The 25,640-nt window shown below is 67.4% G+C and carries 17 protein-coding genes; 9 read left to right on the top strand and 8 right to left on the bottom strand.

The genetic code is table 11. The annotated features are described in order from the left end of the window. The first annotated feature begins 1 nt into the window (after position 1). The 5 genes from MEBOL_RS21460 to MEBOL_RS21440 all read left to right on the top strand — a co-directional run bounded on the left by MEBOL_RS21460 (position 2) and on the right by MEBOL_RS21440 (position 3,752). Positions 2-823 (top strand): hypothetical protein, encoded by an 822-nt coding sequence (locus tag MEBOL_RS21460; RefSeq protein WP_095979200.1) that lies wholly within the window; start codon positions 2-4, stop codon positions 821-823. A gap of 92 nt (positions 824-915) precedes the next feature. After that, positions 916-1,527 carry a hypothetical protein gene (locus MEBOL_RS21455; protein WP_157775332.1) on the top strand — a complete coding sequence of 204 codons (612 nt, stop codon included), beginning with the start codon at positions 916-918 and terminating at the stop codon, positions 1,525-1,527. 153 nt (positions 1,528-1,680) lie between these two features. Then, the gene (gene sitA5, locus MEBOL_RS21450) at positions 1,681-3,027 is read left to right on the top strand and encodes a SitA5 family polymorphic toxin (protein ID WP_095979198.1); all 1,347 of its coding nucleotides are present in this window, start codon (positions 1,681-1,683) and stop codon (positions 3,025-3,027) included. Then, positions 3,027-3,377, top strand: coding sequence for a DUF2019 domain-containing protein (locus tag MEBOL_RS21445; protein ID WP_095979197.1), 351 nt, complete (start codon positions 3,027-3,029; stop codon positions 3,375-3,377). Before sitA5 ends, MEBOL_RS21445 begins: the two co-directional genes overlap by 1 nt. A 24-nt stretch (positions 3,378-3,401) precedes the next feature. Further along, positions 3,402-3,752 (top strand): DUF2019 domain-containing protein, encoded by a 351-nt coding sequence (locus tag MEBOL_RS21440; protein WP_095979196.1) that lies wholly within the window; start codon positions 3,402-3,404, stop codon positions 3,750-3,752. A gap of 53 nt (positions 3,753-3,805) precedes the next feature. Here the strand turns inward: MEBOL_RS21440 and MEBOL_RS21435 are convergent, their stop codons facing one another. Next, positions 3,806-6,001 carry a M4 family metallopeptidase gene (locus MEBOL_RS21435; protein WP_245918708.1) on the bottom strand — a complete coding sequence of 732 codons (2,196 nt, stop codon included), beginning with the start codon at positions 5,999-6,001 and terminating at the stop codon, positions 3,806-3,808. A 155-nt stretch (positions 6,002-6,156) separates the two neighbouring features. Between MEBOL_RS21435 and MEBOL_RS21430 the strand changes: the two genes are divergently transcribed. Further along, entirely contained in the window at positions 6,157-7,290 is a 1,134-nt protein-coding gene (locus MEBOL_RS21430) for a DUF1615 family protein (protein ID WP_095979194.1), read from the top strand. Between the two features lie 12 nt (positions 7,291-7,302). Here MEBOL_RS21430 and MEBOL_RS21425 read toward each other — a convergent pair whose 3' ends face one another. From MEBOL_RS21425 to mhpA, 3 genes are read right to left on the bottom strand one after another with little or no spacing between them, the layout of a single operon-like run. Further along, the gene (locus tag MEBOL_RS21425; RefSeq protein ID WP_095979193.1) at positions 7,303-8,772 is read right to left on the bottom strand and encodes a M16 family metallopeptidase; all 1,470 of its coding nucleotides are present in this window, start codon (positions 8,770-8,772) and stop codon (positions 7,303-7,305) included. After that, complete coding sequence (locus tag MEBOL_RS21420; RefSeq protein WP_095979192.1) at positions 8,769-10,169, bottom strand: M16 family metallopeptidase; 1,401 nt, start codon at positions 10,167-10,169, stop codon at positions 8,769-8,771. Before MEBOL_RS21420 ends, MEBOL_RS21425 begins: the two co-directional genes overlap by 4 nt. A 43-nt stretch (positions 10,170-10,212) precedes the next feature. Then, positions 10,213-11,850, bottom strand: coding sequence for a bifunctional 3-(3-hydroxy-phenyl)propionate/3-hydroxycinnamic acid hydroxylase MhpA (gene mhpA, locus MEBOL_RS21415; protein WP_095979191.1), 1,638 nt, complete (start codon positions 11,848-11,850; stop codon positions 10,213-10,215). Positions 11,851-12,085: 235 nt separating this feature from the next. Between mhpA and MEBOL_RS43730 the strand changes: the two genes are divergently transcribed. The 3 genes from MEBOL_RS43730 (at position 12,086) to MEBOL_RS21400 (ending at position 17,880) form a co-directional block, all read left to right on the top strand. Further along, positions 12,086-14,035 (top strand): fibronectin type III domain-containing protein, encoded by a 1,950-nt coding sequence (locus MEBOL_RS43730; RefSeq protein ID WP_095979190.1) that lies wholly within the window; start codon positions 12,086-12,088, stop codon positions 14,033-14,035. Between the two features lie 64 nt (positions 14,036-14,099). After that, positions 14,100-15,926 carry a fibronectin type III domain-containing protein gene (locus MEBOL_RS21405; protein WP_095979189.1) on the top strand — a complete coding sequence of 609 codons (1,827 nt, stop codon included), beginning with the start codon at positions 14,100-14,102 and terminating at the stop codon, positions 15,924-15,926. Positions 15,927-16,035: 109 nt separating this feature from the next. Next, positions 16,036-17,880 carry an Ig-like domain-containing protein gene (locus MEBOL_RS21400; RefSeq protein WP_095979188.1) on the top strand — a complete coding sequence of 615 codons (1,845 nt, stop codon included), beginning with the start codon at positions 16,036-16,038 and terminating at the stop codon, positions 17,878-17,880. Between the two features lie 30 nt (positions 17,881-17,910). On the opposite strand, the gene MEBOL_RS21395 is transcribed toward MEBOL_RS21400, so the two are convergent. The 4 genes from MEBOL_RS21395 to nagE all read right to left on the bottom strand — a co-directional run bounded on the left by MEBOL_RS21395 (position 17,911) and on the right by nagE (position 25,613). Continuing rightward, positions 17,911-18,513 carry an RNA polymerase sigma factor gene (locus MEBOL_RS21395; protein WP_095979187.1) on the bottom strand — a complete coding sequence of 201 codons (603 nt, stop codon included), beginning with the start codon at positions 18,511-18,513 and terminating at the stop codon, positions 17,911-17,913. Between the two features lie 96 nt (positions 18,514-18,609). Then, positions 18,610-20,634 (bottom strand): glycosyl hydrolase family 18 protein, encoded by a 2,025-nt coding sequence (locus MEBOL_RS21390; RefSeq protein WP_095982908.1) that lies wholly within the window; start codon positions 20,632-20,634, stop codon positions 18,610-18,612. Between the two features lie 356 nt (positions 20,635-20,990). Then, positions 20,991-23,756 (bottom strand): family 20 glycosylhydrolase, encoded by a 2,766-nt coding sequence (locus MEBOL_RS43725; protein ID WP_095979186.1) that lies wholly within the window; start codon positions 23,754-23,756, stop codon positions 20,991-20,993. 132 nt (positions 23,757-23,888) lie between these two features. Then, the gene (gene nagE / locus MEBOL_RS21380; protein ID WP_095979185.1) at positions 23,889-25,613 is read right to left on the bottom strand and encodes an N-acetylglucosamine-specific PTS transporter subunit IIBC; all 1,725 of its coding nucleotides are present in this window, start codon (positions 25,611-25,613) and stop codon (positions 23,889-23,891) included. Positions 25,614-25,640 lie beyond the last annotated feature (27 nt).

Raw genomic sequence — 25,640 nt, 5'->3', positions numbered from 1 at the left:
CGTGACCGTTTCCATCCATCTGTGCCAGCCGGGCCGGGGCGCCTCGTGTGGCGCCTGCTGTGGCCTCTACAACTTCCGCGACCACTCCCGCGCGAGCCTCACCGAGCGCCTCACGGCCCAGACGGACACCTTCCGCGCGCTCCCGCCCGAGCCCGATCGCTGGCACGCCACGGCCGTCTCACTGCTGGAGGCGCGCCGGGCCACCCCGCCCCTCTTCCCCGCGGTGCGCGTCTGTCCGCTGCTGGGCTTCCTCGACGCGGAGCACACGCGGGTGGGCTGTCTCGGCCACCCGAAGGTGACGGGGGGAAAGGACTTGCGCGACTGCGGCGTCTACCACGCCGAGCTGTGCGAGACCTTCACGTGCCCGTCCTTCACCTGGCTCACGGATGCCCAGGCGCGGCTCGTCCAGGCGGCGTGCGCGGATTGGTACCTCTATGGCCTGGTCATCACCGACGTGGAGTTCGTCCGGGGCTGTCTGCGGCTGCTCGAATGGGAGCTCGCTGGGCCCGTGAATCCGGAAGCCCTCGCCGCGCATCCGGAAGCCCTCGCCGCCATGCGCCAGCTCTTCGCCTTGAAGGAAACCGCGCCGGACAGAGGCACCCACGCCGCCGTGTTCGGCCGCTTCACACCCGATTCCGAGGGCGAGCCCGTCTCGCGCATCCTGGACTACGCGGCCCTGGGCGCGCGGGCGGCGCCCGAGGACGAGGTGGTGTTGTGCCTGGGTTATGCGCCCGGCCGGCTGGAGGAGCTGGAGCGAGCCCGGCGGCTCGTCCGCGAACATGTCCTGGCCGTGACACATGCCCTCACCATTCCCGCACGCTGAGCGGCCGGGCAGGCGAGGACCCGGCGGGAGAGACGTGCCAAACCACGGGACCCGACCCATCCTGTCCAGACCAACTGGGATGGGGGGTAGGCATGAGGGGACGGTTGATGGGTTGGGTGGCATTGGGCTGTGTCCTGGGTGCCACGGGTTGCCGGATGGGCGAGTCGAGGACGGAGCCGACCGAGCCCGCGAAGGTGATCGGGTACACGCCGACCGAGACGGTCGCGGTCGAGCAGCGGGAAACCGCCGCACCACAGGCCCCAGCGCAGATAGCGGTGGCCACTCCACCGGAGCAAGAGCGAACCGAGCAGCGTGCCGAACCAACCCCGGAGCCCGCGCGGGAGCCAACGCCAGAGGAATCGCGCAAACTCCTGGAGGAAGAGGATCGCATCTGGCTGAGTGAAACGGCCGAGGCGGCGCGAGCCGGCAATCCGAACATCGCGCCGGGCGCGGCGACCGAGGACATCACCATCGCCACGGGGACGGTGGATGGCCGGGTCGAGCGCGTGCGCAAGGGCACCATTGAAGTGAGCGATGGCGAGGGCAACATCTACGAGCTGCGCATCGACAAGCGCAGCCGGGGCCTGCGCCAGGGCCGCCAGGTGCCGCTGCGGGGAATCGCCGAGGGCACACCGGTGCGCGCCTCGTTCGATCTGGTGGGCGCGGGGGACAGCCTCGCGCGCGACATCGTGCTGCGGCGCTGAGTCCCAGCACCCGATATCAACACCCCATCGCGGGCGGCCCCTTCACGAGGAGCCGCCCGTGATGCGTTTTCAGGCCCGCCCCGAGTGATGTCGTACACTTTCTTCCGGACTGGCGACCCATCGCGGGGTAGCCAGCGCCAGGAGAAATCGCCCATGAAGCTGTGTTGCACCATCGTGTTGATGGCGCTCCTCGTCGGATGTGGCACGGCCTCTCGGACCGTGCGCCTGGACACGGGCCCGACCGGCACCCTCGTCTTCGCTCCGCGCGCCAGCGCCGAGCCTGTAGAGCTGGACGACGACGAATTCGAACACACCGTGTCGGCTCTGGCTCGGGATGTGAAGCCCTCGACTCGGCCCCAGGAAGACGCCAGGCGACTGTTCGAAGTGGAGGCACGGAGCGGTTCCTTCGCGTACGAGACGCGCGGCCACCACATCACGCCGCTCGGAACGGGCGACCCCCTGGAGGAGGAGTCCACGGAGGAGGAGGAGGAGTTGACGCGCGCCTACCTGCTCTGGTGTGAGCGCACCGGCGAGCATGGTGACTGTCTGCGCCTGCTGACGGAAAGCCGCGCCATCCAAGGCGATGGCCGTTTCGCGCTGGCCATGGCCCTCGCCAAGGGGGCCGTGCTGGACGAGATGCTGGAGGCATTCAAGGACATGGCCGACCCCCACGCCATGGTGGCGGCCGTGCTCTGGACATGGACCACGTACATGGTCCTCCTCGCCCTCCCCGACGTGACGGTCTCCAAGGGCATCGCCGCCGTGATGACCGTGACGCTCATTTCCTACGTGGGCGTCGATACCTTCTGGGGCCTCGTCGTGGGCTTCAAGCGACTGATGCATGAGGCGGACCGGGCCACCACGTTCCACGCGCTGCGAGAGGCGGGCGAACGCTACGGCAAGCTCATGGGGCGCAACGCGGCACGAGCGTTCGCCATGCTGGCCCTGGCGGCCATCGGCCACACGGCTCCAGGACTGGCCACGAAGGTGCAGCAACTACCCGGCGCGATTCAGGTGGCGGCCCAGGCGGAAACACAGGTGGGTATCCGGCTCGCGGCGGTGGGCGAAGTGAAGACGGTCGTCGTGAGCGCCGAATCCGTCACCATCGCCCTCGCTCCTGGTGCTGTCGCCATGACGGCCCAAACCATGAGCGGCGCCACGGCCAAGGCACCTCCCAGTGGCTTCAGGTCATGGGGGTCGTACAGTGGCTTCAAGAGGGCCATGGGCCCGGCGGGCACAGGGAAGGAGTGGCATCACATCGTCGAGCAGACACCAGGCAACGTGAAGCGCTTCGGAGCACAGGCCCTTCAGAACACCGAGAACATCGTCCCCATGGACAAGGGCATCCACACCCGCATCAGTTCATTCTATTCATCAATCCGCCGCGATATCACGGGTTCGCCATTGACCGTGCGGAAGTGGTTGAGCGCTCAATCCTATGAGGCCCAGCGTGAGTTCGGGCTATTGGCCATCGAGAACATCAGGAAGGGAAGCTGGTGATGAAGCTGGAGGAATTGGTCGAGCGATTCGCACTGAACGTGGCCGCGCAGACCGAGGCTATCTGGCGAGGAGACGCCAAGACCGGAAATAAGCACGCCAGGACGTACGGTGCGGCAGTCGACAAGCTCTTGGCTCACGGCGATGCCGGGCGTGATGCCCTCCTCGTTCTGCTCAAGCACGAGCGCATGGACGTGCGTGTCATGGCCGCTGCCCATTTGCTCCGCTACCGCACGGCCGAAGCCAAGGCGGTTCTGGAGGAAGCTGCCAGTGGAGAGGGAATGATCCCCTTCTGCGCACAGCAAGCCCTGCAGCGGTGGGAAGAAGGCACCTGGGCCCTGGATCCAGGGTAACCACAACCAGGAGGGATTCTGGTGATGAAGCTGGAGGAACTGGTCGAGCAATTCGCGCTGAACGTGGCCGCGCAGACCGACGCCATCTGGCGGGGAGACGCCAAGACTGGAAACAAGCACGCCAGGAAGTACGGTGTCGCGGTCGATAAGCTTTTGGTCCATGGCGATGCCGGGCGTGATGCGCTCCTCGTTCTGCTCAAGCACGAGCGCATGGATGTGCGTGTCATGGCCGCCGCCCATCTGCTCCGCTACCGCACCACCGAGGCCAAGGCGGTTCTGGAGGAAGCCGCCAAGGGCCAAGGTCTCGTGCCTTTTGAAGCTGGACAAGCCCTGAAGCGGTGGGAAGAAGGCACCTGGGCCCTCGACCCGGGATAACCTCACGGACACGCGCACGGGCGGCCCCTTCACGAGGAGCCGCCCGCGAGGCACTACGGCTTCGTGTAGGTGACGTCCATGCGGTAGGTGGCCGCCGAGCGGGCATCCACCAGGACGTACGCGTCGGTCTGATCCGCGGGGACCTGCACCTCGCACCGCTCGGAAGCTCCGAAGTTCCACGAGATGCACTGAAAATAGGTGGTGGTGGCCGGGGCGCCGAAGCGGACATACAGATCGGGGTCTCCCGTGCCCGTCATCACCACCGAGAAGGTGCTGCCCGGCAGTACACGGTAAGGACCATGGTTGGCCTGCTGCCCCTCGACGAGCGAGCCCGTGACGGTGGCACTCCCGGAGGAACCACCCCCCGTCGCCGTATAGGTCCCCTTGAGGCTCAAGCCCGAGTAGCCAGAGAACGCGTCGACGGCCACGTACCAGGTGCCCGCCGCCGGGTTGACGAAGACGCAGCTCTCATCGCTCGTACTCGTATACGGGCGGCAGTCGAAGCTGCTGCCCGTGGGAGCCGCACCCCGCCGCACGTACAGGTCCGCGTCGTCCCACGAGTTGCCGCCGCGCATGTCGAACGTCAGCCGGCCCTGACCCGCGGGCACCTCCAGGGTGTAGTACCTCGTGGTTCCCGCGCCGCCAGACAGGCCGGTCACCGCCACGCCATTGGTCAGCGACGAGCTCGGCGGCGGGGGCTGCGGCACGCCCACGGCCTTCCAGGCCTCGGTCACCGCGGTGGCCTCGGCGGAGCCCACGCCATAAAGGGCCTCGGCGGCCTGGACGGTGTATGTCTTGGCCTGTTCGAAGGTGGTGTTGGACGTGAAGAGGTCCGTGTTGGCCTTGTAGAAGATGCGGCCGGCCTTCTCCGTGCCAATCCCCGTCACGCGGTTGCTCGTCTTGCCGCGCGGGTGCGTACCGCCCTTGGCCAGCAGCGCGAAGGCGAGGTTGCTGATGCCCGAGCTCAGGTGCACGTCCACGCCGTCGTAATAGTTCGCGTACGAGTCGAGCGAGGCGCCATCCTTGGCCGGATCGTCCAGGTAGCGCAGCGCGTCCCCGGCGAGGCCCGGCGTCCAGATGTCCTCGGCCACCTTGAAGACGTCCGCGTCCAGGGCCCAGTTGCGGGTCCAGCTCTCGCACACGGCGGCGAAGATGTCGGACACGGACTCGTTGAGGCCACCCGACTCACCCGAATAGATGAGGTCTGACTCCGCCCCCGTCACGGCGTGGGTCAGCTCGTGGACGGTGACGTCCAGATCCAGCCCGAGCATGGTGGCGTTGATGCCATCCCCGTCTCCGTACACCATCTGGTAGCCGTCCCAGAAGGCGTTGACGTACTTCTTGCCGTAATGGACGGTGCTCTTCAGTAGAGCGCCCGCGTTGTCATACGAGTCGCGGTTGAAGAGCGTCTTGTAGCAATTGTAGGTGGTGCCCAGCAGCTCGTAGTTGGTGTCGACGTGGGTGTCGTTCGCGAGCGCCTGGCCCTCGGAGCGCTTGAGCGTGCCCGGCGTGGTGGTGGTGTTGTTCGCCGAGTACACCCGGCGGCCGAGCGCCGAATGGACGCGGGGATTGATGCGCAGGACGTCCCCATGCCGCGCGTCCACGTAGACAAGGTCCTCCGCGGGCATCCCCTCGCGCTCGCCCGTCACGCGCACCTCGTAGGCGGGGCGCGGCGTCAAACCATGCTCGGGCAACAGGAAGACCCGCCGCGCGGAGCTCTCGGCGATGGGGTGACTCAGGGAGGAGCCCTTCACGGCCGCCACGGGCGCGGCCTCGGAAGCGACCTCGCCCACCCAGGCCACCTCGTCTCCCGCGCGCGCCGAGCCGTTGATGGCGTAGATGGCGCCCGACTCATCCGCGTGGACCACGAGCTCGCCGCCCACCACCTGGAGGCCGTGGAGCATCTGCTGGAAGCGCAGGTGCCGGTGGCCGCGCTCATCCTGATGGGAGCGCCGGAGCAGCAAATCCTCGCTCCGGACGCGGAACACGGGCGCGAGCGCCGTCATCGCCTCGCGCACGTCGCTCCCCGAGGGCGACAACCGACCCAGGCGGCCCGTGACGGCGTAGGGCACGCCGGCCTCGCTACCCACCACGCGCGCGTCCTTGAAACGCGCGAGCGCGGCCCGGATGTCCCCGTCCTTCGATTCCATTCGTCCCGCCTCCCCGCTCACCTCCGCCGAGGAACCACAGGCCGCCAGGCTCACGCCCAACCCCGCCGCGCAGAACGTCTTCAGGATTCGATTCGTCAAGGAGCACCTCTCTTCGTTGAAAGAGGCCAACTAGCTGGCATACCCCTTTCGCGGGAATCAAGAGGACGTGTCCATTTCCAAGGAGTTTGCCCTTGCCAGCATCATCCAGATTCGTCCCACGGTACGCAGATAGGTGGATTGTCTTCGCGCTCGTGATGCTGAGCGGTTGCGCCCATCGCCGTGCCGCTCCGGCCGAAACGCTTCCGCCCCGCGTCACCCTGGAGCAGGCCACGCGGCTGATGCCCCCGGACGTGAAGGATCGCGAGGGTTGGGCGGAGGATGTGCTGGCGGCGCTGGAAGCCCATCGGCACCACCCTTCCGTGGAGTCGGTGTGCTCGGTGCTCGCGGTCATCGAGCAGGAGTCGGGCTTCCAGGCCAACCCGCCGGTGCCGGGCCTCGCCCGCATCGTGAAGAAACGGATGGATGCGTACGCGGCGAAGCTGGGCCCGCTGGGGCCGTCCGCGCTCTCGGCGCTGCTGGGAGGCCAGGCCCCTGGACAAAAGAAGACCTTCGAGCAGCGTCTGGAAACGGTGAGCACGGAGCGCGACCTGGACCGCGTCTTCCGAGAGCTGCTGGAGTATTACGACACGGAGTTTCCCGCGACGTACGTGGCGGCCCAACTGGCCAGCTCGCTCTTCAAGTCCACGCGCCTGGAAGACCTCAACCCCATCACCACCGCGGGCTCCATGCAGGTGAGCGTGCGCTTCTCGGAGGAGCTGGCGGGAGACGACGAGCGCGCGCGGCGGCGGGTGCGTGAGGAGCTCTACACGCGCGGCGGCGGCGTCTACTACGGCACGGCCCGGCTGCTCGGCTACGAGGCCCACTACGACTCCCCCCTCTACCGCTTCGCGGACTACAACGGAGGCGTCTACACCTCGCGCAACGCGGCGTTGCAGGAACAGGTGAGCCAGCTCACGGGCATTCCGCTCGTGCAGGACGGGGACCTGCTCGCCTATGACAAGCAGGGAGAACCCCTGGACGAGGACAGCAACTCCCTGAAGGCCTTGCTCGTCTTCCGCGAACGCCATGCCCCGGAGTTGAGCGAGCGCCGGGTGCGCAAGGACACGCTCGAGGAGAAACAACTGGCCTTCGAGGAGACAGACACCTGGAGCGCTATCAAACGCGCCTACCAGGAGGTGACGGGCAAGGCCCCGGCCTACGCGAAGCTGCCCACGGTGGTCATCCGCAGCCCCAAGCTCAGCGGAGACCGCTCCACGGCATGGTTCGCCCAGTCCGTGAACAAGCGCTACCAACGCTGCCTGGGGCGGGCTTCCCCCACCCCGAAGTAGCGCCCTCGCGGCTCAGGGAGAGGGAGCGGCCCTGGGCGGAGCGAACGAGGGATCCGTGATGCGCATCTCGGTGACGGGGCCGTACTTGCGCGCCACCTCGCGGATGTCCGCCGCCTTGCCCACGAGCACCAGGGTGAGATCCTCGGGCGCGGGCACCACGCGCTGGATGGCGGCCAGCAGCCGCGCCGGCTCCACCTGGGAGACGCGCTTCGCGTAGTCGTCCACGTCGCTCGCGTCCAGGCCGTAGAAGGCGAGCTCGGACCACTTCGCCGAGATCTGCGTCCCCGTCTCCAGGGTGGGAGGGAACTGGCCCAGCACGTACTCCTGGGCGGAGGCGAGCATGGCCGCGTCCACGCCTTGCTGGCGGAAGCGCGAGAGCACGTCCAGGGTCATGTCCAACGCCTGCGCGGTGGACTCCGTCTTCGTGTACGAGGACACGGCGAAGGGGCCGGGTTGCAGGGGCGTGAGGACCACCGAGCCCGCGCCATAGGTAAGGCCGGACTTCACCCGCAGCGCCGTGTTGAGCAACGACGTGAAGCGGCCGCCAAGCACCGTGTTGGCCAGACCCACCTCCACGCGAGCGGGATCCGTGCGGGAGATGCCGGTGTTGCCCAGCCAGAAGTACGTCTGGGTGGCGTCCGGCTTGTCCACCAGCAGCACGCGCCGCCCCTGGGTGGGCTGGGTGGGAGGAGCCACCGGAACGGGCGTGGACGCGCGCGCCCATCCGCCAAGTGCCGCCTCGAGCCGCGCCGCGAGTTGCTTCGCGTCGAAGTCCCCCACCACCGTGAGGATGAGCCGGTCTCCGCCCAGGTGGGCCTTCGCGTAGGCCAACACGTCCTCGCGCTGGAGCGTGGCGAGCGACGCCTCGCTGCCCCCCGTGGGCCGCGCATAGGGGTGCTCGCCGAAGTGGAAGGCCTGGAAGTAGAGGCCGATGACGCCTCGGGGATCTCCGTCCTTCTCCGCCACGAGCGACGACACCATCCGCTCGCGCGTCTTCTCCAGCTCGGCCAGCTCGAACCGGGGCCGCAGGAGCATGTCCGCGAGCAGTTCCACCATGAGCGCGGTGTCACGCGCCATGAATTGACCCTGGATGTCGAGCGACTCGCGGCCCGGAGACACCGAGAGCGCTCCGCCCACGCCGTCCACGGTGTCGGCGAACTGGCTGGCGTTGCGCGCCCCCGCGCCCTTGCGCAGCAGCTCGGCGGTGAGCGCGGCCACGCCCTCCTTGCCCAGGGGGTCGCCCAGGGCGCCCCCGCGCACCCGCGCGCTGAAGGCCACGAGCGGCACGTCATGCCGCTCCACCAGCAGCAGCCGGGCGCCGTTCTTCAACACCACTTCCCGGACCTTGGGCAACGTCACCGCGTCGCGCGCCGCGTCCCCACGCACCACCGCCGGGCGATCCGCCAGGGGCTGTTGCTCGGCCCCCGCCGCGGAGGCCATCCACAGCGCCGCGAGCGCCGTCCCCATCTCGAGCCGCTTCATCGCGCCGCCTCCTGCTTCGCTTCACCCGCGTCCGTCTCGGGAACCAGCACGCCCACCGTGCGGTTGTTCTGGCCGAACACCTTGATGGCCACCTGCCGCACCTGCTCGCGCGTCACCGCCTCGTAGCGCTCCGGGGCACCGAAGAGCTTCTTCCAGTCGCCGTGGAACACCTCGAAGGTCCCCAGCGCCCGGGCGCGGCCGTCGTTGGTCTCCAGATGACGCCAGAAGTCCGCCACGACGATGTTCTTCGCCTTGCGCAGCTCCGCGTCGGTGACGCCCGCCGTCCGCACCTTCGCGAGCTCCTCGTCGAGCAACGCTTCCGCCTTCGCCAGATCGCCCCCTGGCGGCAGATCCACCAACAACCATGAGAGCGATGGATCGAACCCCGCCCCCACGTAGCCGGTGACCTGGATGGCCACCCGCTCCTCCTCCACGAGCCGCCGGTGCAGCCGCGAGGAGTCTCCGTCCGAGAGCAGGCGCATGAGCAGATCCAGGGCGGGCGCGTCGTCGTCGCGAGCGCGCAAACCGTGGAAGGCCATCTGCAACAGGGGCGCCTGGGCGAGCTTGCGCACCGTGACCCGGCGCTCGCCCTGCTGCACGGGCTCCTGGGTGCGAACGGGCTCGGGCTCGGGCTGGGAAGGAATGGGCTCCAGGTATTTCTCCGCGAGCGCGAAGACCTGCTCGGGAGTCACCGCGCCCACCACGATGAGGGTGGCGTTGTTGGGCGCGTAATAGGTGCGGAAGTAGCGCTCCAGGTCCTCCTGCTTCCAGCTCTCGATGTCCGCGGGCCAGCCGATGACGGGAATCTGGTAGGGGTGCGCCACGAAGGCGGTGGCCTGGACCTGCTCCATGAGCAGCCCGCTGTTGTCGTTGTCCACGCTGGAGCGCCGCTCCGAGTAGACGACGCCCCGCTCGCTCTCCACCACCTTCGGATCGATGGCGAGGTGTCCGAGCCGGTCCGCCTCCAGATCGAAGATGGTCTCCAGCGCCGAGCGGGGGAACCAATCCTGGTACACGGTGACGTCCTCGGAGGTGTAGGCGTTGTTGCGGCCACCATGCGCCTCCATGACGCGGTCGAACTCACCGGGCCCGTACTTCTTCGCGCCGTTGAACATCATGTGCTCGAAGAAGTGGGACAGGCCGGTGATGCCGGGCCGCTCGTTGCGGCTGCCCACGCGGAACCAGTCGTAGAGCGCCACGCTGGGGTTGGCCGGGACGGGCCAGACGATGACCTTCAACCCATTCTTCAGGGTCCGCGTGCGCACCTGGGCGGCGGCCGTCGCCGCGGCACTCGCCGTCTTGGCACCCGCTGGCACCGTCGCGGCGCGGCCCTGGGCACACGCCGCCGTCCCCGCCAGCAGCATCAGGCTGGCGATGAAACACTTCTGTCTGCGCATCCACCCTTCCTTCCGTATCGAATGAGTTGCCGCTCCCGCGCCCTCATCCCACCGAGGCATCGGACAGGGCCGGAACGCCCCGGGAACGCAGGGGCCCCTGGATCCGCTGGCGCAGGGCCACGGACAGCCAGGAGAGGTGCGAGCCCCGGACGGCGCCAAAGAGGTAGCGATCCGGGCGGAGCACCGCGATGTCCATGCCGTACTGCTGGAACCAGGCATCGAGCTTGCCCTCGCGGTCCATCACCTCGCCGGGCTGGGGAGGGCTCTTGCGCGGGGGGACGATGCGCAGACACGAGGCGCCCAGGCTGTCCGCGAGCACCTGCGCGGCCCGTGCCGAGGCCTCCTGGGTACCGCTGCGCACGAGCACCGCGAAACCCGGGCCCAGCACATCGTCGAGCCGCACCTGACCACCGTCCGCGACGTCCACCCAGGGCTGCGGAAAGTAGGTGCCCTCGGGCGAACCCCGGTGGCCTCGTGCGCTGCCCATCAGGAAGCCCCGGGAGATGAGGGGCCGGGGTTTGAACTCGAGGTCGCGGATGAAGCGGTGCACCCGTGGAATGCGGTCGAGCGCCCGGATGAGGCGGTCGCGCACGAAGGCGACCGGGCGGCTGCCGGTGAGCACGAGCCGGCCCATGTTCACGCTGGCCTCGAGCATGGCCTCCGCGTGGGGACGGCGCTCCTCCTCATAGGTATCGAGCAGCGCGGCATCGGCCTGTCCCTGGACGACGGCCGCCAGCTTCCAGGCGATGTTGGCGGCGTCTCGCAGCCCGGAGCACAGCCCCTGGCCGAGCACGGGCGGCATGAGATGGGCGGCATCGCCCAGCAGGAACATCCGTCCGTCGCGCCAGCGCGCGGCCACGCGGCGGTTGAAGATGTAGGTGGCGGCACGCAGGATGGTGACGCGATCCGGGTCCACGTAGGGCGCGATGAACGCGCGGATGCGCTCGGGCTGGACCATGTCCTCGGGCTTCTCGTCCTCGCGGATCATGACCTCGATGCGCAGCTCGTTGCCGGCGCAGCGGGCGACGAAGACATGGCGGTAGGGGTCACACACCATGCGGCTGATGGCCGGGGGCTCGTGGGGCAACAGGAGCGAGATGGCGACCATGCCCTCGTCGTAGGTGGAGCCCACCATGTCGATGCCGGCCAGATGCCGCAGGGTGCTGCGCCCGCCATCACACGCCAGGACGTAGCGGGCACGCACGGTGGACTCGGAACCGTCCCGGACGTCCCGGACGGTGACGGAGACACCCTCCGCGTCCTGGGTGTAGGCCTCCACCTGCTGGCCGAGCCGCAACTGCACGTCCGGGAAGCGCGACAGCCCCTCGCGCAGCACCCGCTCCAGGAAGGGCTGGCTGAAGAAGCGCAGCGCCGGGTAGCCATTGCCGAAGTCCGCGTTCTGGACTCCCAGCCGGGCGAAGACTTCTCCCGAGGCCCCGACGAGCTCCACCTCGGGGCAGGTGTACATGTGGGCATCCAACACCTGGGCGAGGCCCACGGACTGATAGATGCGCAGGGCCTCGTCATCACAGGTGATGGCACGGGGCTGGTTGTGCTGGGTGAGGGCGCGCTCGAGCACGAGCGTACGGACTCCGTACTGCCCCAGGAGGTTGGCGGTCAGCGCTCCCACCGGGCCACAGCCGACGATGAGCACGTCCGTCTCTTGCACCAATAGCGTCATGAAATCCCTGGCCGCGCGGCCCACCCACGGGGTCGCGGCGCGGGCAATGTACCGGATGCGAGACCCGTCACCACCATCCAGGACCAGGTGCACTCCCAGCGGAAACCGAAATCAGAGGTCCCCGGGAACAAATGAAATACCGGGTTGACCCGAAAAATTGAGCTTTCTCCTCTTTTTGACGTCCTGCCGGGGCCAGCCGTTGGCCCCCGCGCACTCATCTCCGAGGAGCACTGGAATGCACGTCCCCCCTAGGAAGGCCTCGCGTTGGCTGCGACTCCTCCCCGTCATGGCCCTGGCCTCCGCGGCCTGCCAGCCCGACACCTTCCCCGAAAGCGGCAATGGCCTGGAGGGTGAAGGCGCCGGCGAGGTGCTCGCGCGAGCGGTGAGCTGCGCCGGCTACCCCGACTGGAACGCCAGCACCATCTATCAGCCGGGCAATCGCAACGTGTACAAGGGCAAGCTGTACGAGGCCCTGGTCGCCATCTGGTCGGCGGACCCCGAGATAGGCACGCTCAGCGGCTGGTACAAGCTCGTGGACACCTGCAGCACCACGCCCCCCCCGGCCGACACCACGGCCCCCACGCAGGTGACGGGCCTGCGCTCCACGGGCTCCACCAGTTCCCAGATCGCCCTGGCCTGGAACGCCTCGAGCGACAACGTGGGCGTCACCGGCTACCTCGTCTTCCGCAATGGCACCCAGGTGGGGACGGCGACCGGCACGGCCTATACGGACAGCGGGCTCGCCAGCTCGACGCCGTACAACTACACCGTCAAGGCGCGGGACGCGGCGGGCAACCAGTCCACGGTGAGCGCCTCCCTCACCGTCACCACCCAGACCGGCCCGACCCCGCCCCCGCCCCCCAACGGCGACTGGCACCCGAAGCACATGGCCATCGGCACCGTGTACGAGCCCTTCACGGGCACGGACAAGTTCTTCAACACGGTGAACCCGCGCTTCCCCGCCGGCAAGCGGCTCGACTACGGCTACCTGTACCTGAACGGTGGCTCGCAGGTGTCCGAGTGGCACTCCCGCGCCGTGCGTCTGGCCACGAAGAGCAAGGAACAGGGCATGACGCCCATCTTCGTGGTGTATGGCATTGGCGGCAACACCGACAGCCCGGCGGCGGTCTGGGCCAACCTGCAGAGCGCCTCGTTCCTCTCCACCTACTTCCAGGCCTTGAAGGACGTGGGCCAGACGGCCACGGGCATCATGGGAACGGGCCGCATCGGCTACGTCATCGAGCCCGACACCCTCGGCTACATCCAGCAGCAGTATGCGTCGCAGTATGGCAATGATCCGTCGAAGATGCCGGCGGCCACCTCCGCCGTGTACGACTCGGGCGTGCTCCAGCGGGGCGTGGATCCCGCCTTCCCCAACACGCTGACGGGGCTCGTGCAGAGCATCAACTACGTCCTGCGCAAGTACACCCCCAAGGCCTTCCTGGGCTGGCAGCTCAACCTGTGGGCCGCTCCGGGCGCGCCGGGCACCGGCATCATGCACTCCACCGAGGTGTGGGGCTTCGAGGCGGGCAAGACGCGCATCCAGGAGAACGCGCGCGCCAACGCGGGCTTCGCCCTGAAGGCCGGCGTGCAGTACGGCGGCGCCGAGTTCATCTCCATCGACAAGTACGGCCTGGACGGCGCGGGCGCCGCGGGCGCCAACCCCAATGATCCGGCCAGCTCGCTGTGGTTCTGGAACGCGGACCTCTGGAACAACTACCTGCTCTTCTGCAAGACGTTGAAGGAGACGCTCAACCTGCCCGTGGTGCTCTGGCAGGTGCCCGCCGGCCACATCAATGGCACCACGCGCGCCAGCCCCACGGCCTACAACCCCTCGGGCACGTTCCCGGATCTGAACAACACCGTGCAGCGCTACGAGGAGTCCGCCTCGCCCTACTTCTTCGGCGACCGCATCACGCTCTCCGGCAACCGGCTGGCCTACTTCTCCAAGAACGTGTGGAACGATCCCAAGGTGTCGGTGAGCGGCAACGTGGTCACCTGGGGCTCGCACATCCAGGAGGCGGCCAACGCGGGCATCGTCGCCATCCTCATGGGCGCGGGCGTCGGCGTGAGCACGCGCGGCATTCCCCAGCCGGGCGCCTACCCGGAGGAGCTGCCGACGGACAACTACTATTGGATCACCCGGGTCCAGGAGTACTACGCCAGCCCCGTGCTCCTGCCCTAGCGGCCCCGCGCATTCCCATCCATTCACTGTCCATGTCTCCGCATTCCTGAAAGGGATTCAACCGATGCATTCCTCGACTCACCCTATCCGCTCGGGACTCGCCGTCCTGGCGGTCACCGCGGCCCTGCTGTGGAACCTCGTCCCCACCCTGGCCGCCGCCGCGGATCGCGGCGCCTGGGCCCCCAATGTCTCCTACGCCACCGGCGACATCGCGTCCTATGGCGGCAAGGGCTATGACTGCCGTCAGGCGCACACCTCGCTCGTCGGCTGGGAGCCGCCCAACGTCGCCGCGCTGTGGCTCGAGCGCTCGGGCGGCACGCCGACGGATACCCAGGCCCCCACCGCGCCGGCCAACCTGACCTCCACGGGCAAGACGTCCACGAGCGTCTCCCTGTCCTGGAGCGCGTCGTCCGACAACGTGGGCGTCACCGGCTACGAGGTGTTCAACGGCACCGCGCTCGCGGCCACCGTCACCTCCACCAGCGCCACCGTGTCCAACCTGAAGGCGAACACCACGTACACCTTCACCGTGAAGGCCCGGGACGCCGCGGGCAACCGCTCGGCGGCCAGCTCCGCCCACAGCACCACCACGCCGGCCACGGAGCCCCCGGACACCCAGGCGCCCACCGCGCCCAGCAGCCTGCGCTCCACGGGCGTGAGCAACAACAGCGTGTCGCTCGCGTGGAACGGCTCGACGGACAACGTGGCCGTCACCGGCTACGAGGTCTTCGTCAACGGCTCCACGCTCTCGACCACCGTCACGGGCACCACCGCCACGGCGTCCGGCCTGAACGCGAACACCACGTACACCTTCACCGTGAAGGCCCGGGACGCCGCGGGTAACCGCTCCACCGCCAGCAACAGCATCTCGGCCACGACGACCAACACCCAGCCCCCGCCCACCAGCAAGAAGGTCATCGTGGGCTACTGGCACAACTTCGACAACGGCTCGACCAACATCCGCCTGCGCGACATCTCGTCGAAGTACGACGTCATCCAGGTCGCGTTCGCCGAGCCCGTCGGTGGCGCCGGCACGGGCAACATGGCGTTCGCGCCGTACAACGCGACCACCGCCGACTTCAAGGCGGACGTCGCCTACCTGAAGAGCCAGGGCAAGAAGGTCCTCATCTCCATCGGTGGCGCCAACGGCACCATCCACCTGGACACCGCGGCCGCCAAGGCCACGTTCGTCTCCAGCATGTCTTCCATCATCGACACGTATGGCTTCGACGGCCTGGATCTGGACCTCGAGGGCAGCTCGCTGGCGCTCAACGGCGGGGACACGGACTTCCGCAACCCCACCACGCCGAAGATCATCAACCTGATCGACGGCACCCGGCAGCTCATCAACCGCTATGGCGCGAACTTCATCCTCACCATGGCGCCCGAGACGGCCTATGTGCAGGGTGGCTACTCCGCCTACGGCGGCCCGTGGGGCGCCTACCTGCCCGTCATCCACGCGCTGCGCGATCGCCTGACGTACCTGCACGTGCAGCACTACAACACCGGCACCGTCACCGCGCTGGACGGCAAGTCCTATGCCCAGGGCACCCCGGACTTCCACGTGGCTATGGCGGAGATGATGATCCGCGGCTTCCCCATCGGTGGCAACGCGAGCCAGGTCTTCCCGGGCCTGCGCGCCGATCAGATCGTCATCGGCCTGCCCTCCTCGCCCCAGGCGGCGGGCGGCGGATACACGACGCCGGCCAACGTGCAGAAGGCGCTCGACTACCTCATCAAGGGCAAGTCCTTCGGCGGCGGTTACGTGCTGCGTCAGGCGTCTGGCTACGCGGACTTCAAGGGGTTGATGACCTGGTCCATCAACTGGGACAAGTTCACCAACTACGAGTTCTCCAACAGCCACCGCGCCTACCTGGACACCTATAAGTAGGCGAGATCCGGCCGTACGCAGTCGAAGGCGGACAGGTTGACCCGAAAGCCCGCTCGCGGCGCTCTCTCTTCTGCCTGTCCTTTCCTTCCCTCTCCGTCACGGAGGCATCATGCGTCGGTCGTCCAAGTTCCTCATTCCCAGTCTGATGGGCCTGCTCGTCGCTTGCGGCGAGCAGGAGTTGCCCGCCTCGGCCCACTTCCAGAGCACGGAGCAGGCCGCCGCGACCGCCGCCGGGTTGACCGCGACGTTCGCCCAGGCCTCCAGCTGGAGCGGTGGCTTCAGCGCCGTCATCACCATCAAGAACACCACGGCCAGCGCCATCAACGACTGGTCCCTCAACTTCAAGTTCAACGGCACCGCCGCCATCAGCGGCACGCCCTGGGGCGCGGCGGGTTCCGCCAGCAAGGGCGCGGATGGCTCGTGGACCGTGCTGCCCAACAGCTGGGGCGGCAACGTGGTGCCCGCCAACGGCAGCGTGACCGTGACCTTCGAGGGCTCCGGCGCCTTCAGCGGCGTGGGTACCTGCAACATCAACGGCTACTCGTGTGCCGGTGGCCCGCCGCCGGCCAGCGACAAGATCGCCCCCACGGTCAGCCTGTCGGCCAGCCCCACCAACCTCACGAGCGCGGGCAATGTGACGCTCACCGCGCCCGCCAGTGACAACGTGGGCGTGACCCGGGTCGAGTTCTACAAGAACGGCGCCCTGCTGAGCACCGCGACGGCGAGCCCCTTCACCGCCTCGGATGCGTTCTATTCCAACACCCAGAACGGCACCTACAGCTACACCGCCAAGGCCTTCGACGCGGCGGGCAACAACGCCACGTCCAGCGCGGCGAGCGTCACCGTCAAGCTCACCACGAGCGAGCCCCCGCCCGCGGGCGGCCGCATGTACATCGGCTATGCCAGCAGCTGGAACACGAGCATCAACGACCTGACGACCGCCAACATCCCGAGCTACTACACCCACCTGAACCTGTCGTTCGTCCGGCCGGACATGGCCTACACCCGGGGCTCGTTCGAGTTCGATCAGGCCGTGGCGGGCTTCGAGTTCTTCGAGGGAGCCACGACGAACACCGGCCAGAAGAAGTTCACCGCGGCCCAGGCCCAGACGCTCATCAACAACATCAAGGCGCTGCGCGCCCGGGGCACCCAGGTGTGGATCTCCGTGGGCGGCTGGAGCTACAGCCAGGGTGACCAGTGGGCCCGCTTCAACGCGGGACACGTGGTGGACCTGGCGCAGGACCTCGGCGCGGACGGCGTGGACATCGACTGGGAGTCGAGCGGCAGCAGCTGCAACAAGCTGGAGGCGGCCCAGTTCAGCTGCAGCAAGGACGGGGAGATCGCCAACATCATCACCACCCTGGACAGCACCATCCGCGCGCGGGGCCTCAAGCTGGGCATCTCCATCGCGGGCTGGTCCACGGGCGCCTACTACGTGAAGGGCACGCCGTTCGAGGAGGGCAAGGTGCAGTGGGGCTCGCCCTTCGGCGGCACCATGTACAGCGTGGTGAAGAACCACGGCAACAAGCTGCGCCACATCAACCTCATGTCCTACGACGGCGGCGACTACTACGATCCGCGCGAGGGCTATGAGTCCTACCGGGCCATCTACTCGGGCCCCATCGCCATGGGCCTGGAGATCGCTCCGGAGGGCGCGGGCGGCGCGACGCTGCGGCTCAACGCGGACCCCGGCACCGTCTACGACGCGGAGATGCTCACGGGGCAGAACAACATGGCGACGAAGTATTACAACGTCGAGACGCTCGCCACGTACATGAAGAACAAGGGCAAGGCCACGGACGGCATGATGGTGTGGCAGGTGTGGAAGGAGCGCGTCCATGCCGCTCCTCCCGCCGGGGCCGCGTCGGTGAACTCCGCGGGCCAGAAGGTGTGTCAGATCCTCGGCATCACCAGCAACTGCAACCAGAGCATCCCCAACCTCCCCAAGTACTAGAGGGAGTCCCGCGCATCGGGGGCGCGGCGGTCAGAGCAGCGCCGCCGCCTCCCGGTCCGCATGACGGTACAGCAGCTCGCGCAGGTGCGCCTTGCCCAGGCGCAGCCTGCTGCGGACGGTCTCGAAGGGGACCTCCAGCTCCTCCGCCATCTCCGGCACGCTCATGCCCATCACATGGTGCAGCAACAGGGCCCGGCGCTGCTCCTCGGAGAGCTTGTCCAGCAGCCGCTCCATCTGACGGCGCAGGAGACAATCCTCCGGCGGCCCGTCCTCCGGCGACAGCACGTCCAGTTCCGCCAGGTCCTCCTCGGGGTGAAGCATCGTGCGCTCGGCGCGCGCGCGCCTCGAGGCCGCGAACGTCACCCGCCCCACGACCCGGTCCGCCCACGAGGCGAACGCGCCCTCGCCCCGGTAGGACGGCAGGCCCCGCAGGATGGCGATCAACGCGTCCTGGGTGATGTCATCCACATCCGAGTCGACGCGAACCGAATAGCGGACCAGATTGCGCACCCGGGGCATCAGTTGCGCCAGCAGTGCATCGGCCGATTCACACCGTCCATCCATGACGGCGCGGAGGCGGGTCTCATCGAGGGAAGCCCTCGCCGGACGACGGCACTGCGTATTGGCTTTCATCATGTTCATGGCAGGGAAGAGGGAAACACCGGAAAGTGGATACAAAAAGGCCGGTGAAGGCGCGTACGCGCTCCACCGGCCCGGGACTGCTTCGAACTACTTCAGCTTCTGGTACACGGCGTCGAGCAGCGTGCCGTCATCCCCGCTCAGCTCCCAGGCCATCGCGCCGCCCAGGCCCTTGCTCAGGATGTAGTCGGCCTTGGCCGCCATGGACTGCGCGTCGTCGTAGGCGATCCAGATCTTCGTGCTCGGGCTGTAGAGGTAGGCCTCCTTCGCCTCCGCGTGGAAGGTCTTGGTGTAGCCCTTGCCCTCGTAGTTGTTCTTGAGGTCCTTGTAGTCGAACACGCCCGTCAGGCCGGACTGGCCATCATCCCAGGTGCCCTTGGTGGGCGTGCCGGGCTGGAAGAGGCCGTTGTTCGTGGAGCCCACGTTGCCCCAGCCGCGGCCGTAGAAGGGCAGGCCGAGGACGATCTTGCTCGCGGGCACGCCCAGCTCGAGCATCTTCGACACCGTGCCGTCGGTGTAGAAGCCGGAGCTCGCCACCGGGTCACCCGTGACGCGGTAGAGCGCGGACTGGAAGTTCGTCGAGCTCTCGAAAGCGCCGTGGTAGTCGTACGTCATGATGTTGATCCAGTCGAGCGTGTTCGCCAGGTTCTTGGTCTCCTGCTTGTTGGCGAGCAGGTCCGGCGAGGCGCCCGACGCGATGGTGAGCAGGTACTGCTGACCCGTCTGCGCGGTGACGGCGTTGAGCTGGTTGCGGAACTCCTGCATCAGCAGCGTGTAGTTCTGCTTGTCCGCGGGGCTGTTGCCGTTGCCCGGGAGGCCGCCACCCACCGGGTACTCCCAGTCGATGTCGATGCCGTCGAAGACGCCCACGCCGTTGGCGGGGGTGACACCGGGGTACTGGCCCTTGATGTACAGGTCCACGCAGGACTTCACGAAGGCCGAGCGGGAGGCCGCGGTGGCCGCCGCCGCGGAGAAGTGCTGGGACCAGCTCCAGCCACCCACGGAGATGAGGATCTTGAGCTTCGGGTTCGTCTTCTTGAGCTCCTTGAGGGCGCGGAAGTTGCCGCGCAGCGCGCCGGGATCCCACTCACCCGCGTAGCCTCCGCCCTTGTCGATGTCCGCGTACGAGTCCCCGAGGATGCACTTGCCGTCCGAGGTGACGTTGGAGAAGGCGTAGTTGATGTGAGTGATCTTCGCGGCGGGGATGTTGGAGACCTGGTAGTTGCGGCCGTAGATGCCCCACGCGGTGAAGTAGGCGACGATCTTCTTGCCACCAGCCGGCGGCGGCGTCGTGCCAATGGCCACCGTGACGGTGAGCTCCTTGGTGCCCACGTTGCCCGCGGCGTCATACGCCTTCACCGTATAGACATACGAGCCGTTGTTGGCCGAGGAGAAGGAGCGGCTGTACGAGGTGCCCGTGGCGACCACGGAGCCGTTCTGGAGGATCTCCACCTTCGTCACGCCCACGTTGTCCGAGGCGCTCGCCGTCAGGTTCAGCGTGCCCGCGGCCGTGAAGTTCGTGGAGTTGGCGCTCACGTTCACCGTGGGGGCCGTGATGTCGCTCGAGCCGATCTGCACGGTGACGGTGACGGTGGCGCTGCCCACGTTGCCCGCCGCGTCATAGGCATTCACCGTATAGGTGTACGTGCCGTTCTGGCCCGCGGCGAACGAGCGGCTGTAGGTCTTGCTCGTGGAGACCACGGCTCCATTCTGGAGGATCTCCACCTTCGTCACGCCCACGTTGTCCGAGGCGGTCGCCGTCAGGTTCAACGTCCCGGCGGCCGTGAACTTCGTGGAGTTGGCGCTCAGGCTCGCGGTCGGCTTGGTGGTGTCACCCGGGTTCGAGGTGCCCACTTCCTCCCAGAGGGCCGGTACCGCGCTCGGCTCCCATCCCACGAGCGACGTATGGGCCTGACGGCACTGATAGGACTTGCCGCCATAGGACACCCGAGCTCCCACGGCATAGGCGACATTGGGCGCCCAGGCGGGATCCGCGAGCGGAGCCTTCATCACGCTGCCAGGCGCCTCCATCACCTCGGGAAGCATGCCTTCCTGACCACAGCCGGCGGACAGAGCGGAAACAACCAGACCCACGGCCCACTTGTTACGACGCATCATCGACCTCTCCAGGTTGCTAGGAATAACCTCGGAGCGTGACGCGCGGAGCCATTGATTCCCGGGTGCCAGACTCCCCTCGCACCCATCCGACGGCCGCGCTTCACGCGAAAATCCGCACTCACGATTCAGCGGATCCGCGCAGCAAGATTGGCCAATACCGGGAACGGGGTCAAGTCCACGACTACCTGTTTTTCACTTCTTGAGGCGTCTTCAGTACCAACTGGTTAAGCACGGCTGGAGAGGGATTCCCGAGAGGGAATCCACGGAGGAGGAATCCACGGAGACAAAAAAGACGCATGCGCGGCGCAATCACTTGCACCCCCGCGCATGCGTCCATGAGGAAAGTCGACGGCTCAGTTCAGCTCGGCGACGCGGCTGGTGCGGCCATCGGTCGCGAGCGACCTGAGCAGCACACGGCCCGAGACATCCACGGGCGCCGAGTAACGCTTCCAGGTCGTGCCGTTGTCGGTGGAGTACTCGATTCCCAGACCCGGGAAGCGCACGTTCGCGGTCAGCTTCCCGCCGCTGATCTCCGCGCCCGGCAGGGGAATGCGGTAGTTCACCCCCACCGTGTCGGGCAGCTCACCCCGCGGATCCACGGGACGGTAGGCATCCAGACGCGGAAGAATGGACTGGCCCAGGGCATTGGTGAATTGGGCCCAGAGCGCGGGCATCTCCTCCACCGCGGGCAGCTCCGGATTCCAGGCGCGCTCGGCCACGCCCAGGATCTTCGGGAACGCGAGGTATTCCATCACCTCGGGCGTCTTGACGTTCTCGCTCCAGAGCAGTCCCTGCATGCCGATGATGTTCTTCTTGTTCTCGGCCTTCAGGCGCACCTTGTCCTTCAGATCGGCCGGGTTGATGGGATTGCCCATCCGGTCCTCGGTCGCGTTGGCGTAGATGTCGAATGGGCGGTATTCAAACGTCTTCTTCTCGTCCGTGAAGTTCGCCCAGTAGTAGCCCGGCTCGTCCGGATCCTTGTTGTACGCCAGGTCCATGTAGAGGTTGGTCGAGTGGGCGAGGATGACCGAGTAGCCCTCGTTGGCGAACTTGTAGGCATCATCCTCGCGCCCCCAGCCCCACACGTTGCTCCAGGGCATGGGGATGAAGCCAGGCAGGCTCAGTCCGTGGTGGATGACGTCGTCCCAACCCGTCATCTTCGCGCCCGTCGCGGTGATGATTTCACTCCAGCGCGTGAAGAAGTGGTTGGCCAGCCCGATATCGTCCAGGTCCTTCGTCGCGGCGTTCTGCTTGCAGAGCGGCGAGCCCTGCCACCACACGTTGGCACCGTTCTGGAGCGAGGGCAGCTCATCACCACCGCCATGGATGACCAGGAGCCGCGCACCCGGCACCGCGTCATACCGCGCCTTCACTTCCTGGACGACCTTGGTCAGGAAGGCATACGAGGTTTCCAGACAAGGATTGACGAAGTTATCCGTGTACGCCTGAACACTCGTGTGTTTGGACGTGTCGTTGGGATCCACCAGCCGGTACATGGCGGCCTGCTCGGGATTCGTGTCCTTGAGCTTGCGGTAGCGGTACTCCATGGACATCACCGCGGCGCGCGCGTGGCCCGGCATGTCGATCTCCGGAATCACGTCGATGTGACGCTCGGTGGCGTAGGCGAGGATTTCCTCGAAATCCTTGGTCGTGTAGTAACCACTGCCCTTGCCCACGAAGTTGAGCATTTCCTGCTCGAACCCCTGGTAGGCGGGGCGCACCGTCTGCTCCGCGGGCCGCTTGGCCGGCTTGAGCTCGATGCGGTCGCCCGAATCCAGGTCATTCGAGGAGCCCATCGCCGCGTGCATCATCTCGGTCTCGGCCAGATCGAAGCCCCGGCGGGAGCCGTAGCTGGTCAGCTCCGGGATGCCCGGAATCTCCAGGCGCCACCCCTCGTCATCGGTCAGGTGGAAGTGGAACTTGTTGATCTTGTAGTAGGCGAGCACGTCCAGCAGCTTCTTGACCGTCTCCTTGGACTGGAAATGGCGGCCCACGTCCAGGGCCATGCCACGGTGGGAGAAGCCCGGAGCGTCGGCGATGAGCACCGCCGGGACGGAGAACTCCGCCTTGCGGTTGCTGGGATTCACCGCGGCGGCATAGGCGTCCACGGGGATGAGCTGACGGAGCGTCTGGATGCCATGGAAGACACCCGCCGCGTCCGCGCCGGTGATGAGGATCTTCCCATCCTGCGCGTCGAGCGTGTAGCCCTCGGCATCCGCCGTCCCGTCCCCATCGGTGTCGAGGTCGGCCTGGATGCGCAGTTGGATGTGCTCATCACCCTGCGTGGCGCGGGAGGAAACGGTCCCCGCCAGCACGTCGCCCAGCGCCGAGACCAGATAGGAAGCCTCGCCCTGGAGCGGGCCGGCATATCCAATCGTGGTTCCGTTGCTCAGCGTCACCTTGCCCTCGCGAGTGGTGAGCGACCGGGGAGCGGGCAACAGCTGGCGCTTGAGCTCCACGTCCTGGAGGGCCGGGTTCTCCTTGAAGCGCAAGCCGGGCGTCTGCACCGGCATCTTGTCGCCCTCGAAGCGCGTGGTCTGCTTCGGATCCGAGGCGTCCAGCTTGACCGTCGACGGAACGGCGTACGCGACGTCGCCCTTGTGCTCGCCACCGGAGAACACGATGTGGAAGCCCGCGGGCGCGTCCGACTTCAGGATGGCCCAATCGCTGGCCAGCACATCCAACACGCGCCGCTCGCCCACCGCGATGGGCTTGAACTCCGGAAGGGGCTCGAGCACGAAGTAGTCGCCACTGCCCGCGAGGTCCGCCTTGGTAATGCGGATGCCCTGCTTCGCGAGGGACTGGAACAGGTTCTCTTCCTGGCTTCCCTCCCCCTCGTTGAGGATGCGGCGCACGAAGCTGAAATAGAGCTTCCAGCCCTGGTTGCCCAGCTCACCGGGCCCCTTGTTCTCGATCGTGAAGGTGGAGCGGAAGAACATCCAGCTGCCCACCGAGTTGTCCACGGGCTGCCATTCCACGGACACCGAGGCTGGAACGGTGGGCTTGGGCGCGGGCTGGACGGGATCCGGGTCGGGCTGCACCGGGTCGGGCTGCGCCGGGTCGGAACACCCCGCTGCCAGAACCGCCATGACGGGAAGGGACGTCAGAAACCGCTTCATGTTGCCTCCAACCAAGAGATTCACATCTGTTGTCGTGTTTCCGGGACAGCAATCCCCAGGCCCCGCCGGGCGCTGGCGTCTCGCCAGCGCCCCGGGGCGGACCACCTCACCGCGAGGGGCGGGTGGATCGTGCTAGCGCAACAGCGCTCGCAGTTCGTCGGCCACCCGCTCCGCCGAGGGTCCGATGATGACTTGCACGGAGCCCGCCGTCGGCTTGACCACGCCCCGGGTGGCGAGTCCGTTCAACGCCGCGTCATTCACGCGTTGGTCATCGACCAACACCAGCCGCAGCCGCGTGGAGCACAGGCCAATGTCCCGGATATTGGATGCACCCCCCAGGGCGGCGAGCATGCCCTGCGCCAGGATCCGCTCCGGATTGACGGACGCCGGACTCGCGCGCAGGGCGTCGCGAACCTCGGAGGCGACCTGATCCGCGAGCGGTCCGATGATGATCTGCACGCTGCCGGGAGCCGGGCGGATGATGCCTCGCGACCCGAGCACCTTGAGGGCCGTCTCATCCACGCGCGTGTTGTCGGCCACCGTCAGCCGCAACCGCGTGGTGCAAGCGTCGACGTTCTGGAGGTTGGCCGCGCCACCGAGCGCCTGGATCCACGACGCGCCCCGGGACATCGCGGGCGCGGGGAGCGAGGCCCCCTCGGAAGGAGCCGCCGTGGCGAAGACCTCCTCGTCCTCGCGGCCCAGGGTCTTCAAGTTGAAGTGGGCGATGCAGACGCTGAACAGCCCGTAGTAGACGGCGAAGTACGCCGCGCCCACCGGCAGCAACAGGATGGGCTGGGTGGCCAGCTTGTAGTTCAGCACATAGTCGAACAGGCCCGCCGAGAAGCCAAAGCCCAGCTTCACGTTCAGGATGTCCATGAGGACGATCGACACGCCCGTGAGCACCGCGTGCAGCAGGTAGAGCGGCGGCGCGAGGAACATGAACGCGAACTCGATGGGCTCGGTGACGCCGGTGAGGAAGGACGTCAGCGCCATGGACAGCAGCACGCCGCCCACCTTGGCCCGGTTGCGCGGCAGCGCCGCCCGGTACATGGCCAGACAGGCCGCGGGCAGGCCGAACATCATCACGGGGAAGAAGCCCGACATCATCGCGCCCGCCGTGGGGTCACCCTTGAAGAAGCGGTTCAGGTCACCCGTCACGCCGTTGTAGTCGCCGAGGATGAACCACGCGAGATTGTTGAGGATGTGGTGCAGACCGGTGACGATCAACAGCCGGTTGAAGAAGCCATACAGGAACAGCCCCGCCCGGCCCGCGCTGAACACCGCGCGGCTGACGGTATCCAGTCCCGCCTCGATGCCGGGCCAACCGAAGCCGAACACCAGCGCGAGTCCCAGACAGGCCAGGCCCGTGACGATCGGGATGAAGCGGCGGCCGCCGAAGAAGGCCAGGTACTCCGGCAGCTTGATGTCCTTGTAGCGGTTGTACAGCAGACCCGCGAACAGGCCGGACAGGATGCCCGCCGGCACGCTGATCTTCGAGGCGAGGCGCGCCTTGTAGCCCGCCACGGCGAGATCCTTGGCCGCGCCCACCAGTCCATCGAGGACCGCGGGGGGCACCTGCACGAGCGCCTCGGTTCCCTTCACGGTGATGAGGAAGCCCACGGCGCCCGCGAGTCCGGCGGCTCCGTGATTCTCCTTCGCGAACCCCACCGCCACGCCCACCGCGAACAGCAGGCCGAGGTTGGAGAAGATGGCGTCGCCCGCGGCCGCCACGAAGGAGATGCCCAACAGGTCGGGTTGGCCCAGACGCAGCAGGAGGCCCGCGATCGGCAGGACGGCGATGGGCAACATCAAGGCGCGCCCGAGTTGTTGTACGCCCGCGAACTTGTTGCTCACCATCTAGTGTTTCTCCATGGGGATTGGATT

It is taken from the genome of Melittangium boletus DSM 14713 (genome assembly GCF_002305855.1).
Taxonomy (GTDB): Bacteria; Myxococcota; Myxococcia; order Myxococcales; family Myxococcaceae; genus Cystobacter; species Cystobacter boletus.
This window is presented reverse-complemented; position numbering and strand designations above follow the sequence as displayed.